Origin of the sequence: Microbacterium binotii (assembly GCF_021398715.1) — a bacterium.
Lineage (GTDB): Bacteria > Actinomycetota > Actinomycetes > Actinomycetales > Microbacteriaceae > Microbacterium > Microbacterium binotii_A.
The window spans coordinates 2,509,377-2,522,623 of sequence record NZ_CP090347.1; the positions used below are offsets into that span (position 1 = coordinate 2,509,377).

The 13,247-nt window shown below is 70.6% G+C and carries 12 protein-coding genes; 6 read left to right on the forward strand and 6 right to left on the reverse strand.

Features of this window, described 5'->3' with window-relative positions:
- Nucleotides 1-8: 8 nt before the first annotated feature.
- A complete protein-coding gene (locus LXM64_RS12395) occupies nt 9-1,430 on the reverse strand; it encodes an LLM class flavin-dependent oxidoreductase (RefSeq protein ID WP_234073459.1) in 1,422 nt (473 codons plus the stop codon).
- A gap of 209 nt (nt 1,431-1,639) precedes the next feature.
- On the opposite strand from LXM64_RS12395, the gene LXM64_RS12400 reads away from it, so the two are divergent.
- The 4 genes from LXM64_RS12400 to LXM64_RS12415 all read left to right on the forward strand — a co-directional run bounded on the left by LXM64_RS12400 (nt 1,640) and on the right by LXM64_RS12415 (nt 5,912).
- Nucleotides 1,640-2,953 carry an ABC transporter substrate-binding protein gene (locus LXM64_RS12400; RefSeq protein ID WP_234073460.1) on the forward strand — a complete coding sequence of 438 codons (1,314 nt, stop codon included), beginning with the start codon at nt 1,640-1,642 and terminating at the stop codon, nt 2,951-2,953.
- Nucleotides 2,946-3,863 (forward strand): carbohydrate ABC transporter permease, encoded by a 918-nt coding sequence (locus tag LXM64_RS12405; RefSeq protein WP_234073461.1) that lies wholly within the window; start codon nt 2,946-2,948, stop codon nt 3,861-3,863. The genes LXM64_RS12400 and LXM64_RS12405 overlap by 8 nt, the downstream gene beginning before the upstream one ends.
- Nucleotides 3,856-4,698 (forward strand): carbohydrate ABC transporter permease, encoded by an 843-nt coding sequence (locus LXM64_RS12410; RefSeq protein WP_234073462.1) that lies wholly within the window; start codon nt 3,856-3,858, stop codon nt 4,696-4,698. Before LXM64_RS12405 ends, LXM64_RS12410 begins: the two co-directional genes overlap by 8 nt.
- 242 nt (nt 4,699-4,940) lie before the next feature.
- Nucleotides 4,941-5,912 (forward strand): type IV toxin-antitoxin system AbiEi family antitoxin domain-containing protein, encoded by a 972-nt coding sequence (locus LXM64_RS12415; RefSeq protein WP_234073463.1) that lies wholly within the window; start codon nt 4,941-4,943, stop codon nt 5,910-5,912.
- A 155-nt stretch (nt 5,913-6,067) separates the two neighbouring features.
- On the opposite strand, the gene LXM64_RS12420 is transcribed toward LXM64_RS12415, so the two are convergent.
- The gene (locus LXM64_RS12420; RefSeq protein ID WP_234073464.1) at nt 6,068-7,540 is read right to left on the reverse strand and encodes an NAD-dependent succinate-semialdehyde dehydrogenase; all 1,473 of its coding nucleotides are present in this window, start codon (nt 7,538-7,540) and stop codon (nt 6,068-6,070) included.
- 289 nt (nt 7,541-7,829) lie between these two features.
- Between LXM64_RS12420 and LXM64_RS12425 the strand changes: the two genes are divergently transcribed.
- Together LXM64_RS12425 and LXM64_RS12430 are read left to right on the forward strand one after the other, a co-directional pair.
- Nucleotides 7,830-8,267: a MarR family winged helix-turn-helix transcriptional regulator gene (locus tag LXM64_RS12425; RefSeq protein ID WP_234073465.1), complete on the forward strand. Its 438-nt coding sequence runs from the start codon at nt 7,830-7,832 to the stop codon at nt 8,265-8,267.
- Nucleotides 8,264-8,932: an NAD(P)H-dependent oxidoreductase gene (locus LXM64_RS12430; RefSeq protein WP_234073466.1), complete on the forward strand. Its 669-nt coding sequence runs from the start codon at nt 8,264-8,266 to the stop codon at nt 8,930-8,932. Before LXM64_RS12425 ends, LXM64_RS12430 begins: the two co-directional genes overlap by 4 nt.
- Before the next feature lie 135 nt (nt 8,933-9,067).
- Here LXM64_RS12430 and LXM64_RS12435 read toward each other — a convergent pair whose 3' ends face one another.
- The 4 genes from LXM64_RS12435 to LXM64_RS12450 form a co-directional block, all read right to left on the reverse strand.
- Nucleotides 9,068-9,712, reverse strand: coding sequence for a pyridoxamine 5'-phosphate oxidase family protein (locus LXM64_RS12435; RefSeq protein ID WP_234073467.1), 645 nt, complete (start codon nt 9,710-9,712; stop codon nt 9,068-9,070).
- A complete protein-coding gene (locus tag LXM64_RS12440; RefSeq protein WP_234073468.1) occupies nt 9,709-10,494 on the reverse strand; it encodes a creatininase family protein in 786 nt (261 codons plus the stop codon). Before LXM64_RS12440 ends, LXM64_RS12435 begins: the two co-directional genes overlap by 4 nt.
- Nucleotides 10,491-11,813 (reverse strand): FAD-binding oxidoreductase, encoded by a 1,323-nt coding sequence (locus LXM64_RS12445; protein ID WP_234073469.1) that lies wholly within the window; start codon nt 11,811-11,813, stop codon nt 10,491-10,493. The genes LXM64_RS12440 and LXM64_RS12445 overlap by 4 nt, the downstream gene beginning before the upstream one ends.
- A 136-nt stretch (nt 11,814-11,949) precedes the next feature.
- A complete protein-coding gene (locus LXM64_RS12450) occupies nt 11,950-13,164 on the reverse strand; it encodes an amidohydrolase family protein (protein WP_234073470.1) in 1,215 nt (404 codons plus the stop codon).
- Nucleotides 13,165-13,247 lie beyond the last annotated feature (83 nt).

The window sequence follows — 13,247 nt, forward strand, 5'->3', positions numbered from 1 at the left end:
GTTCCTGTTCAGACGGGAGTGGAGACGAGGGATGCGGGGCTGTCGGCGGCGCTCGGCGCGCCGACGTATGCGCCGCGGTATGCGTGGGCGGGATGCCACGGTGCGATGACGGCGTCGCCCGTGAGCCGCTCGCGGAGTGTTCCGCCGACCCGGCCGCCGTCGTCGAGGCGTCCGCGCCGGCGCAGCTCCGGGACGAGCAGTTCGACGATGTCCTCGAAGGTGCCCGGCGTCACGACGTACGCGAGGTTGAACCCGTCGACACCGCCCACCTCGATCCATCGCTCCAGCTCGTCGGCGACGGTTGCGGGGCTTCCCACGATCACGGCGCCGATGCCTCCGATGCCGACGTACTCGGCGATGTCACGCGGCGTCCACGCACGGGTGGGGTCCGCTTTCGTGAAGATCGACAGAGCGGAGCGCGCCGCATCCGTGTCGACGTACGTGAGCGGCTCGTCCGGGTCCAGCGTCGACAGGTCGATACCCGACCAGCCGCCGTAGAGGGCGAGTGCTCCTTCGAGCGAGACATAGGAGCGGTAGTCGGCGTACTTCTGCTGGGCGAGCTCGTCGGTCTCGGCGACGACCACGGTGGCGAGGGTGAGGATCTTCACCGAGTCGCGAGGGCGTCCGATCGCCGCAGCCTTGTCGCGGATGCTGTCGGTCGTGCGACGGGTCAGCTCGGGCGCGAGGCCGTTGATGAAGATCGCCTCCCCGTGCCGCGCAGCGAACTCCTGTCCGCGCGGTGACGCGCCCGCCTGGAAGATCACGGGTGTCCGTTGCGGCGAGGGCTCACCGAGGTGGATGCCGGGAACGTCGAAGTGCGTGCCGTGATGCCCGATCGGGTGGACCTTTTCGGGGTCGGTGAAGACACCGGCCGCGCGGTCACGGAGCACGGCGCCGTCCTCCCACGATCCTTCCCACAGCTTGTAGGCGACGTCGAGGAACTCGTCGGCGATGCCGTAGCGGTCGTCGTGGGCGATCTGGTCGCCGAGCCCGAGGTTTCGCGCGGCGCTGTTGAGGTACGAGGTCACGACGTTCCAGCCGACCCGCCCTCCCGTGAAGTGATCGAGGGTCGTCAGCGTGCGCGCGAGGGCGTACGGCTGCTCGTAGGTCGAGGCGATCGTGACGCCGAACCCCAGCCGCTCGGTGACGGCAGCCATCGCGGGGATCTGCAGCAGGGGGTCTCCCACCGGTATCTGCGCGGCGTCGCGCAGCGCGGGGGCGGCCGAATCGCGGTAGACGTCGTAGACGCCGAGCACATCGGCGAGGAAGATCGCGTGGAAACCGCCGCGCTCGAGAAGCCGAGCGAGCTCGATCCAGTACTCGAGCCGGTTGTACTCGTCGGCTCGGTTGTCCGGGTGACGCCAGAGCCCCGGGGCCTGGTGCGTGACGCAGCTCATCTCGAACGCGTTGAGGATGAGGGGCTTGCTCATCGTCCGTCCTTCCTGCCGGCGAGCGCCGTACGGCCGGAAAGCTAGCAGCGCGGATCGGGGCCGCCCGCACCCATCCGACACACGCGTTCATGCAGCCGCGGCGGATGACGTTTCCTTACGACCCGCGGTGCGCGAGCCTCCGGTCCCCGTGCAGGATGACGGACCGTGCGGTCCACAGCCCGCACTCTCCCCCACCCGAGAGGCCCGCCATGTCCGCTTCCTCCCGTCGCATCCTGCGCCGGCTCGCCGTCCCCGCAACGCTCGCGGTCACCGCCCTCGCCCTCGCTTCCTGCGCGAGCGGCTCCGCTTCCGCGGATGGCGACGACCAGGAGCTCACCGTCCTGCTGATCTCGTCCCACGAGGGCGCGTCGAAGCTGCTCGCCGAGCGCTACGAGGCCGAGACCGGTGTCAAGATCAACCCGGTCATCGTCCCCTACGACGAGATCGGCAACACCCTCGCGCTCGATCAGCAGTCGGGCGCGAACACGATCGACGTCGCCGCACCCTGGTACGTATCGATCGGCGATCTGGCCGATGCCGGCGCCATCCAGGATCTGACCGACTGGATCGAGAGCGACGCCGACCTGCAGACGGACGATTTCATCCCGTCGATCTACGACCCGTACAGCCTCGTCGACGGGCGCCGGTACGGGCTGCCGTTCGACGGCGACACGCACGTGCTGTTCTACAACAAGGAGATCCTGGCGCGGAACGGCTTCGCCCAGCCGCCCGCCACGTGGGACGAGTACGTCGAGCAGTCCCGCACGATCACCGCGAACGAGAGCGCGAACGGGGTCTACGGCAACGTGATCTTCGGTCAGAAGTCGCCGCTCATCCTCGGCGCGAGCTTCGCGAACCGTCTCGCCGGCTTCGGCGGCGAGTTCGTCGACGCCGACGGCAAGCCGGTCATCAACTCGCCCGAGGCGATCGAGGCCGCGCAGTCGCTCGCCGACTCCCTGGCCTCCGCCTACCCGACGCCCGCAGAGACCGCCTTCGGCGAGGGCAACTCGGCCTGGTATGCCGGCAACGCGGCCTTCATCGAGAACTGGACCGACCTCGGCGTGGGCTCGCAGACCAATCCCGACTCGACGGTCAAGGACAAGTGGGGCGTGACACTCCTGCCGGTCGGCGGCGAGAACACCACCTCACGGGCCTCCCTCGTCGCGGGCTTCACCTGGGTCGTCGCAGCCAACACCGCGAAGACCGATCTCGCGCGCGACTTCATCGCCTGGGCGTCCTCGAGCGAGGTGAACGAGGAGCTCCTCGTCGCCGACCCGCAGACCGGGATCGACCCCAACCGGATCTCCTCGCTGGAGAGCGAAGCCTACGGCACGGCGTACCCCGATCTGCAGCGTGTGAACCGTGCGACGCTCGACGGCGCACTGGCCTGGCCAACGGGCAAGAACGCCACCCAGGCGGCCGAGGTGCTCACGGACGAGCTGGCGAAGCTGGTCGCCGGCGAGGTCACGGCGAAGGAGGCCCTCGACGCCACGCAGACGGAATGGGAAGAGCTCCTTGGCTGACGCCCTCACGCGCGTGCGCCCGCGCCGTGCCCCTCGGGGACCGGCGTGGGCGCACCGCGCGTTCGTCGCTCCGAGCGTGCTTGCGCTCATCGTGCTGGGGGTCTACCCGCTGCTGTTCATCGTGGGCGCGGCGTTCACCGAGTCCTCGCTCGGTCGCCCCTTCCAGGAGTGGGTCGGCACCGCGACCATCGAGAAGGTGCTCGGGGATGCGGATGCGGTCGCCACCCTCGCACGCACCCTCGTCTACGCCCTCGGGGTGTCGGCGGCGAGCCTCGCGCTCGGCGTCGTCGCCGCCCTCGCGCTTCACGGAGCCGTTCGCAGCGGTTCCTTCGTGCGCACGCTCCTGCTGTTGCCGCTGATCACGCCCCCGGTCATCGTCGGAACGCTGTGGAAGCTCGTGTACAACCCCGGCGGCGGGCTCCTCGCGACCGTGCTCGGATTCTTCGGAGCACCCCGCGACGCGATCGCACCGCTCTCCTCCACCGCGTGGGCACTGCCCGGCATCGCGCTCGCAGACGTGTGGGAGTGGACGCCTCTGGTCGCCCTTCTCGTGTTCACGGCGCTGCTCGCGCAGGACGCGCAGACCCTCGAGGCGGCCCGCCTGGATGGCGCGCACGGGTTCGGTCTCTTCCGGCACATCACCCTGCCGGCGATCTCCGGCGTGGTCGCGGCGGCCTTCTTCATCCGTCTCGTGCTGGCGTTCAAGGTGTTCGATCTCGTCTTCATGATGACCTCGGGCGGTCCGGGGCAGGCGACGACCACGACCTCGTACCTGATCTACCAGGCGGCGCTGCGCGAGTTCGACCTCGGCAAGGCCGCCGTCATCACCCTGCTGCTGGCCGTGCTCGTCACGGTCGCGACCCTTCCCTTCGCCCTCGCGGCGCGCAGATTGCAGGCCAACCATGAGTGAGCTCCTCGCCCTTCGGCGACCACGTGCGTCGCGTCGCAGCATCCTGTCCACCATCGTGCTCGCAGCTCTCGTGCTGTTCTTCGTCGTGCCGCTGCTGTACCTCGTGTCGGTGTCGTTCATGGGCCGCAACGAGACGGGTCAGGGAGTGCTGATACCCACGGTGCCGCAGTTCTCGAACTGGACCGAGGTGCTGACGCAGTCGGATCTCCTGCGCGGCATCGCCAACTCCCTGATCGCCGCGATCGGCGGCGCGCTCGTCTCCCTGTTGATCGCGCTGCCGGGTGCCTGGGCGATGGTGCGCTTCCGCACCGGCGGCGCGACGCTCGCGGGCACGATCATGAGCCCGTGGCTGCTGCCGCCGATCGTCGCCGTCGTGCCACTGTTCACCCTGCTGCGCCTGCTCGGCGCGAACAACACGCTGTGGGGCCTGACCCTGGTCTACGCGCTGGTCAACGTGCCCGTGGCGATCTGGCTGCTGGAGGGATTCTTGCGCAAGCTCCCGATCGAGATCGAGGAGGCGGCGAGGATCGACGGCGCCGGCTCCCTCCGCGTCCTGGTCTCGGTCGTCGCCCCGCTGGTCGCGCCCGCGCTGGTCGCGGTGGGCATCATCGCCGGTGTCCTGAACTACAACGAGTTCCTGCTGGCGACCTTCCTCACCCAGTCCCCCGATGCCCGCACGTTGCCCGTGGTGCTCTCGCTGTTCTACGGCGAGCGCACCCCCCACATGGGCAAGATCGCGGCCGCATCCGTCATCGGCGTGATCCCCGTGTTCGCGGCAGCCGTGTTCCTGCAGCGGTGGCTCGTCGGGGGCCTCACCTCCGGCGCGGTGCGCTGAGCCGCCGAGCCGCCGAGCCGCCGAGCCGCCGAGCGAGCATCCCTTTGTCGAGTGAGCACCAGATCAGGTGCTCACTCGATGATCGGATGCTCACTCGGCCATCTGGGTGCACCCGGGAGGCGCCGAAGCGACGGCGGATGCAGGGACGCATCGACCCTCCCCCATCCCTCGACGGCGGCGAGCTGTGCACACAGCGGGCAGCGACCGGTACAGCGCGCCGTCTCACCACCGAGGGTGGACGGATGCTGCCATCATTCGACGACGCCGTCTTCACCCGCCGAGACGCGCTCGCGCGCGGCGCCTCGGACACGACGCTTCGCGCGGACCGCGATCGGGGCAGGCTCGACCGTGTGCGGCCGGGCGTCTACGCCGCCGCCTCGGCATGGAAGGACCTCGCATCCGAGGAGCGCGCGCGTTGGGCGGCCGCGGCCGCGCACGAAGCGGGCAGAGGCGCTCCGATCGTGTTCTCGCACCTGAGTGCCGCCGCGCTCTGGGGCCTGCCGCTCTTCCGTGTCCGCGCCACGCGTGCGCACGTCACGGTCGACGGCCCGGCGAGGTCCACGCCGCAGGTCTTCCGTCATCGACTGCCACTCCCGTCCGCGGACGTGGTGTGGCTCGAGTCCGGTCGACTCGGTGTGACCACGCTGGCTCGGACGGTCGCGGATGTCATCGCCACGGTACCGCTCGAGGCGGGCGTGTCCCTCGCGGATGCGGCTCTGCGCACAGTCGCGACGGACGCGACTGGCGCGATCGATCTCGAGCGCGCTGAAGGTCTTCGTGAGGAGATCACCGACCACCTGCGTCGTCGAACAGGACGACGCGGGATCCGTGCGGCCCGCTTCGTGACGGAGTTCGCGGATGCACGCGCACAGCTTCCCGGCGAGAGCGTCAGCCGGCTCCTGCTGCGACAGCTCGGCTTCGCCGACCCGGAGCTCCAGGTCCCCGTCAGCGGTCCACGCGGTGCGGACTATCTCATCGACTTCGACCTCGGGACGGTGTGGGGCGAGTTCGACGGTGCCGCGAAGTACACCGATCCCCGCTTCTTGAACGGCCGCACGCCCGCTCGAGCACTCGCCGACGAGAAGGAACGAGAGGACTGGATCCGCGGGGTGACCGGTAAGCGGATCGTGCGCTGGCAGATGCCGCACCTCGCCACGACCTCGACCTTCCGCCGCCACCTCGCGGCCTGCGGCGTCTACCCCAGACACACCTGACACCGGCGCACTCACCCCGACGCTCGCCGAGGGAGCATCCCTTCATCGAACGAGCACCCAATTCGATGCTCACTCGGCAACCGGATGCTCGCTCGGCGGCAGACGAAGGAGCAGACGCGGGAGGGCGGGGCGACGTGACGGCGGGGCGCGGTGCCTCAGGCGAAGGGGTTGGGCGTCAGCGTGTACTTGGTCTGCAGGTACTCGTGGATGCCCTCGGCGCCGCCCTCGCGGCCGAGACCGGAGGACTTCCACCCGCCGAAGGGCCCTGCCGCATTGGACACGACACCCACGTTGAGCCCCATCATCCCGGTCTCGAGGCGCTCGATCATGCGCTGGCCGCGCGCGAGGTTCTCGGTGAAGACATACGACACCAGTCCGTATTCGGTCGCGTTGGCGAGGGCGACCGCCTCGTCCTCGGTCTCGAAGGGGACGATCGCCAACACGGGGCCGAAGATCTCCTCCCGCAGGATGTCGCTCCCCGCCGCGACGTCGGAGACGACGGTGGGCTCGAAGAACGTCCCCTCGCCCGGGATCGCCGCGCCGCCGGTGCGCACGCTCGCGCCGCGCGCGACCGCATCCGAAACCAGTGCCTCCGCCTTCGCGACCGCGCGGTCGTCGATGAGCGGGCCGATCGCCACGCCGTCCTCGGTGCCGCGACCGACGCGCAGCGCCTGCACCCGTTCGGTGACGCGATGCGCGAACTCCTCCGCGACGCTGCGATGCACGAGGAAGCGGTTGGCGGCGGTGCACGCCTGGCCGATGTTGCGGAACTTCGCCAGCATCGCCCCCTCCACGGCCTTGTCGAGATCGGCGTCGTCGAACACGACGAAGGGGGCGTTGCCACCGAGCTCCATCGAGGTGCGAAGCACTCCGCCGGCAGCCTGTTCCAGCAGCTTCACGCCGACCGGCGTCGAGCCTGTGAACGACAGCTTGCGCAGGCGCGGGTCGCGGATGATCGGCTCCGACACGGCACCCGACTGCGACGTGGTGATCACGTTGACCACGCCGTCCGGCAGTCCCGCATCCTGCAGCAGCTGGGCGAAGTAGAGCGTCGTCAGCGGCGTGAGCTCCGCCGGCTTGATGACCACCGTGCAGCCCGCGGCGAGCGCCGGGGCGATCTTGCGGGTGGCCATCGCGAGCGGGAAGTTCCAGGGGGTGATGAGGTAGCAGGGACCGACGGGATGCTGCGAGACGATCATGCGACCGGTGCCCTCGGGGTTGGCGCCGTACCGCCCCTGCACGTGAGCGGCCTCTTCGCTGAACCACCGCAGGAACTCGCCGCCGTAGACGACCTCGCCACGGGCCTCCGCGAGCGGCTTGCCCATCTCGATCGTCATGAGCAGCGCGAACTCCTCCTTGCGCTCCTGGAGCAGATCGAACGCCCGGCGCAGCAGTTCCGCCCGCTCGCGCGCCGGGGTCCGCGACCACGACGCGAACGCGTCGACGGCCGCATCCAGCGCGGCGGCACCGTCGGCGACCGTGGCGCTCGCGATCGTCTTCACGACGGCGTTGGTGGCGGGGTCGCGCACGTCCAACGTCTGGGCGTCGGATGCGTCGCGCCACTCGCCGCCGATGAACAGCTGCGAGCGGACGCGGGCGAGCAGGTCGGTCTCGGTGAGTGCGGTCATCTCGGCTCTCCTCGGTCGGGTCATCCCGCCATCGGGACGTGCCCATTCTCATCCGCTGCGCAGCGCCAAGCATTCGCCCGCGCGGCGCGCCCGCGCATCCCGCTTCGCCGTCGCGTACAACGTGCGACTTCTCGGAAGCGCGGTTGCCGCTGCGCAACCGGTCGGACATTCGTGCCGCGGTCGGAGGATTCGGCGCGCATCCTCTGACCCGGCCCGCGTTCTCCGACGCCGCATGCGCAACGCGTGTCAACTGGTTGACTCGTCACGTGTCAACTGGTTTACTCGAACTGTGGCCGAACGGATCTCCTTCACCCTGCACGAGCTCGTCGCGACCGTGGATGCGTTCGCGGACGCGCGGCTGCGCGATGCCTACGGCATCTCGATCGGCGACTTCATCTACCTCGCCACGATCGCGGATCAGCAGCCGCTCGATCTGACCTCGCTGGCGCGGTGCCTCATGGTCACGAAGGCCGCCGTCAGCAAGCGGATGCCGCATCTCGCCGAGGCGGGGTGGGTGCGCACCTCGAACGGTCCGGGGCGCCGCATCCTCGTCGGTCTGACGGATGCGGGCGCAAGCCTCGTTCAGCGCGCCGGCGGCGAGCTCGACGCCGAGTTCATGGGCCTCTTCGACGATCCGCGCCTGATCGACACCGGAGTCGATCGCGCTGTGCTCGCCCGTCAGCTGGAGGTGCTGACGGAGCTCGTCCGAGAGAAGGAGACCCCGTGAGCACCAGGATCGTCGTCATCGTCGGCACTCCGCTGCCCGACACCCTCAACCACGCCCTCGCCGCGTCGTACACGGACGCTGCCCGCGCCGCCGGCGCCGAGGTGCGCGTGATCGACCTCGCCACCGAAGAGGCCCCCGCTCATCCGCGAACCACGGGCGAGGTGCGGATGCCCCGCACCTCCGACGACGCGCCGCTGGATGCGGTCGCGGCGCGAGCGATCGAGGACATCGCGTGGGCGGAGCACCTCGTGTTCTTCTTCCCCCAGTGGTGGGGCACCTATCCCGGGGCCCTCAAAGTCTTCATCGACCGCGTGTTCCTGTCGGGATTCGCGTTCCGCTATCGCCCGACCGGACCCCTGTGGGACAAGCTCCTCACCGGCCGCACCGCCCGCCTCGTCATGACCATGGACTCGCCGCGCGTGTGGAACGCGGTCGTGTACCGCCACGCGGCTGAGACGAGTCTGCGCAATGCGGTGCTCGGCTACTGCGGTGTACGCACGATCGGCGTGACCCGTTTCGATCAGGTCCGCCACCGCAGCGACGAGACCCGCCGAGCGTGGATCGCCGAGACGGCCCGCCTGGGCGCGAGGGATGCGGGGCGTCCCGCCCGGCGCCGCACGCCCGCAGGAGCGGGCGCAGGGGCGGGGGCGGGAGCCGGCGTCTGACGCACAGCCGGACTCCCTCGGTCGGAGATTCGCACGGATGTCGGAGGTTACGGCGCGGATCCTCCGACATTTCGCGCTTTCTCCGACTTCTCCGACCGGCGTGACCGGCGGGACCCGCCGACCCGGGCGGCCGGCTCAGCCCGGCAGGTGCCGACAGATCCAGCCGCCGTCCTCGCGCACGTACTCGAGGCGGCGGCTCGCCGCGGCGGGATGCGACGTCCAGAAGAGCATGCGCCGCGGCCGCACCGCGTATCCGATCCAGCCGTCGGGCTGCGCCGGATGCGGGTTCGCCGCGGCGAACGCGGCCCACTGCCGCTCGCGGCGCGAACGCGGCTGGCGGGCGTATTCGGCGGTGTTGAGCCAGGCGAGCTGGCGCAGGTAGTCGGAGCGACCGGCGTAGGCGCGCGCGATCTCCTCTTCCTCCGCCACGGCCGCGGTCCCCTGCACGACGAGCTGGTGCGTGAATCCGGGCCAGAGAACGGTCAGCGCGACACGCGGATTGAGGCTCAGCTCCCGCACCTTCCGGCTCGCCGCATCCGTGTGGAAGAAGAAGCGCTCCCCGTCGAACTCGGTCAGCATGACGGTACGCGCGCGGGGGAATCCCTCCTCGTCGACCGTGGACAACGTCATGAGGGCGCGTTCCTCGCCCTCCCCGGGCAGCCAGGAAGCCGCGAGGGCGAGGGGATCGCGCGGCGGGTCGTCGGCGTGCACCGGGTCGGTGGCCACGTCGATGCGCGGCACTCGGAGGGCGACGACGTCGGATGCGGGAGGGCCGGTCATGCGAACTCGAATCCGTCGATTTCGATGAGAGCGTCGGCGACGAACGCGACGCCGGCCTCGAAGATCCGCCGCCCGTCCTCCGCATTGGCACCGGTGGGGTCCCCGATGACACCGTCGGGACCGAAGTCGTCGCTCGTCCAGCCGAACATCACGGGCTTCGCGTTGAAGCCGATGTGGGTCAGTCCCGCGATGCGCTCGGGCACATTGCGCGGCGGCAGCTCCTGCGCCACCAGGTGCGGCGCCAGGTGCATGAGGACCGAGGTCTCGCCCCATCCGGCGTGGATGCCCTGTCCGAGCTCGTCGGGCCGACCGTCGCGCCCGTCGCCCGCGACACCCGCGCCCGAGCCCATCGAGAACGAGCGCAGCCCGAATCGGCGCCGGAGCTCCCGGTTGACCCAGCCGAGGAGCATGACGTTGCCGCCGTGGCCGTTGACGAAGGCGACGGTGCGCACGGGCGTCTGAGCGATGGCGCGGCCGATCTCGACGAGCTGCTGCAGCAAGGTCGTGCCCTCCATCCAGAGCGTTCCCGGGGCCCAGTAGTGCTCATCGGACTTGGCGTACGCGAGGGTCGGGAGAAGCCACGCATCCACGCCCTGCGCCACGACGCGCTCGACGGCCGCGGTGGCGACCGCCTCCGCGATCAGTGTGTCGGTGCGCAGCGGCAGATGCGGACCGTGGTGCTCGATCGCCCCGATCGGCACGACGGCGATCGACCGGTCGCTCGTGGCGGCGACCAGCGCGGGTCCCGAGAGATCGTCCCATCGCCTCGTGGTCGCCGTCATCGGATCGCCCCCTTGGTCGGGCCGGCGTAGTCGGGGTTGAGCTTGCCCGGATTCAGCAGTCCCTGCGGGTCGGTGCGCCGCGCCAGCGCCACCGTCTCGTCGAGGCGGAAATCGACGTTCCACTGGTGGGGGTTGTGCACGCCGACGCCCAGCTCGCCGAGCCGCTCGATGCCGGCGTAGACGGCCTCCGGGCTCTCGTAGACACCCGCCAGCATCCCGATCGGAACGGTGTGACCCGCCTCGATGTGCAACTGGCCGCCGGGGTAGACGGCGTGGACATCGTCGATGCGCTCGACCAGTGCGTCACCGGAGACCTCGACGTGGAAGTACACGCCCGGCTCGGACTTCTGCAGCCACTCGATCGGGTGGTTGTAGCTGAGCACGGAGATGGCGGCGCTGACGCCCGGCCCCTCCCGCACGTCCTCGATCCTTCCGCCGGCCTGCTCGATGACGGCGATCGCGTCCTCGAGGATGCGGGCATCCGCGATCATGCGCAGCGAGCTGCGACCGGTGGGGAACGCCTCGTCCGGCGGCAGCTGCGCGGTGATGTGCGGGGTGTCGGCCGACACGAGCCGCGGCGCCGGCGTCATCCGGCCGAGCGTTCGCAGCACGGACAGGGCTCCGGAGAAGTCGGGGAACGACGCGTAGAGGCCTCGCCAGTCCTGCAGCGGTTCGAGACGCACGGTGGCCCGCGCGATGATGCCCGCGGTGCCGTAGTTGTGCACGTAGCCCTGCGCTTCGTCGCCCTCCACGTGCCGCAGCGCGCCCTCGGATGCGGGCGTCACGACGTCGAGCGCGACGACGAAGCCTGCATCGTTCGAGCCGTGCGCGATCGTTCCCGTCCCACCGGATCCGCCCGCGAGGAACCCGCCGATCGTGGTGTGCACGGTCGACGGGTACATCCACAGCTGCTGACCGGTGGCGCGGGCGGCGGCCTCGAGGGCGTTCATCGGCGTACCCGCATCCGCCGTGATCCAGCCGTCACCCACCTCCACGATCGTGCGGGCGCGCGAGGTGTCGAGGACGAGTCCGCCCGGCATGGGGATGGCCTGCCCGTAGTTGCCCGTCCCCTTGCCGCGTGGCGTGATGGCCACGCCGTGACGGGCGGCCAGGCCGACGACGTCCGCGATCTCCTGTGCGGTCGTGGGGAACGCGACGAGGTCGGCGATCCCCAGCGGCAGCATCTCGGCGATGATCGGCGACATCCGCGCACCGTCGACGGATGCCTTCTCGCGCTGGCGCATGTCGCTGGAGACGCCGCGGGGGCCCAGCAGGTCGCGCAGTTCCCCCTCGAGGGCGGCGTAATCGGGTGCGGTCATCGGAATCCTCCTTCGCGTGCATCTCCCGACGAAGGAGCGCGACGAGCCGGGTGATGAGTCACTCGCCGCGCAGAGGCCGTGGCCCGCGATCATCATGCGCCGTTCATGTTTCGCGCACGCAACACGCGGTTTGCGATCAGGGGGCGGCGACCCAGCCCTCGGTCGTCGTGGCCGCCACGAGCCGACCACCGCGCATCACCAGGCGGTCCGCCGGCGCCTCGGCGATCGCCTGCACCAGCGACTCCGCCCGCACCGCGAGCAGGTCGGCGCGCGCACCGACGGCGACACCCGCCTCCGGCAGCCCCATGACCTCGCGTGCACCGGTGGAGACCGCGGTGTACGCCTCTTCCGCCGTGAGGTGCGCGGCGACGACGAGGAGCATCGCGGTCTCGAGCGCGTCTCCGCGGCCGAGCGGATTGAACGGGTCGCGTACGTTGTCGGCACCGGCGGCGAACCGCGCGCCCGCCGTGAGGAGCGCTCGGGCCGGAGCGATGCCGCGGGGCGTCGCGACGGGGACGCTCCACCCCTGCAGCGACAGATTCGTGATCGGGTTGGCGATGATGCCCACCCCCGACGCGACGACCTCCGCGATGACCTCATCGCGCGCCGGCTCGTCGAGGGTGCCGAGACGCACGCAGTGCCCCGCGGAGCGGTTCTGCGACCAGCCGCGGGTGCGTCGCGCGTAGGCGTCGAGGGTCACGGCTGCCGCAAGCCCCTCATCCGTGTGCAGATCGACGGGCACGCCACGACGCTCGGCGACATCGAGCAGCCGATGGAGGTCCGCGACCGGGTCGTCCGCGAGGTGGGATGCTCCCCCGACGGCGTCGGCGCCCGCATCCAGCGCCGCTTCCAGGTGCGCGGTCGGCACGTCGGGCCCGGCGAGGGCGACGATCTCGATGTCGACGAGTGCGGCCAGCTCCTCCCGGAGCGACACGAGCGCCTCGACTCCGCGCAGCGGCGCGTCGCCCAGCAGCACGTCGACGTGCGTACGGATGGCGGTGGTGCCGTTGCGCAGCATCCGGAGCACCTGCGTGCGAGCCCGCTCGGTCACATCGGCGACGGTCATCCTCTCGGCGTAGACGCGCCAGGCGGCGATCGCCGCGCGGAGATCCCCCATCGGCGAGCGGATGGCATCCCAGCTCAGCGCCTTGTCGAGATGCGCGTGCGGCTCGGCCGCAGCGGCGAGCAGCAGGAAGCCGGACAGATCGTGCGCACCGGGTGCGGGGACGGAGGCCGCCGGCGTCACGGCGGCGATCCGGCCGTCCTCGATCACGACGTCCACGCGGGAACCGTCCGCGAGCGCGGCCCCCGCGATCCGATCGATCATCGTGGCCTGCGGCGACTCGGTCATGGCGCTCCCTCTCCGGCACCGTCGGGCGCCAGCGCCGACCGTATCCGCCGCGCATTTCCCGCCGGTAACGCACCCGTCGTCAT

Excerpts from the sequence above, each read along its gene's own strand:
- LXM64_RS12395 (WP_234073459.1), bottom strand. The coding sequence starts at position 1,430 with ATGAGCAAGCCCCTCATCCTCAACGCGTTCGAGATGAGCTGCGTCACG.
- LXM64_RS12400 (WP_234073460.1), top strand. The coding sequence starts at position 1,640 with ATGTCCGCTTCCTCCCGTCGCATCCTGCGCCGGCTCGCCGTCCCCGCA.
- LXM64_RS12410 (WP_234073462.1), top strand. The coding sequence starts at position 3,856 with ATGAGTGAGCTCCTCGCCCTTCGGCGACCACGTGCGTCGCGTCGCAGC.
- LXM64_RS12415 (WP_234073463.1), top strand. The coding sequence starts at position 4,941 with ATGCTGCCATCATTCGACGACGCCGTCTTCACCCGCCGAGACGCGCTC.
- LXM64_RS12420 (WP_234073464.1), bottom strand. The coding sequence starts at position 7,540 with ATGACCGCACTCACCGAGACCGACCTGCTCGCCCGCGTCCGCTCGCAG.
- LXM64_RS12435 (WP_234073467.1), bottom strand. The coding sequence starts at position 9,712 with ATGACCGGCCCTCCCGCATCCGACGTCGTCGCCCTCCGAGTGCCGCGC.
- LXM64_RS12440 (WP_234073468.1), bottom strand. The coding sequence starts at position 10,494 with ATGACGGCGACCACGAGGCGATGGGACGATCTCTCGGGACCCGCGCTG.
- LXM64_RS12445 (WP_234073469.1), bottom strand. The coding sequence starts at position 11,813 with ATGACCGCACCCGATTACGCCGCCCTCGAGGGGGAACTGCGCGACCTG.
- LXM64_RS12450 (WP_234073470.1), bottom strand. The coding sequence starts at position 13,164 with ATGACCGAGTCGCCGCAGGCCACGATGATCGATCGGATCGCGGGGGCC.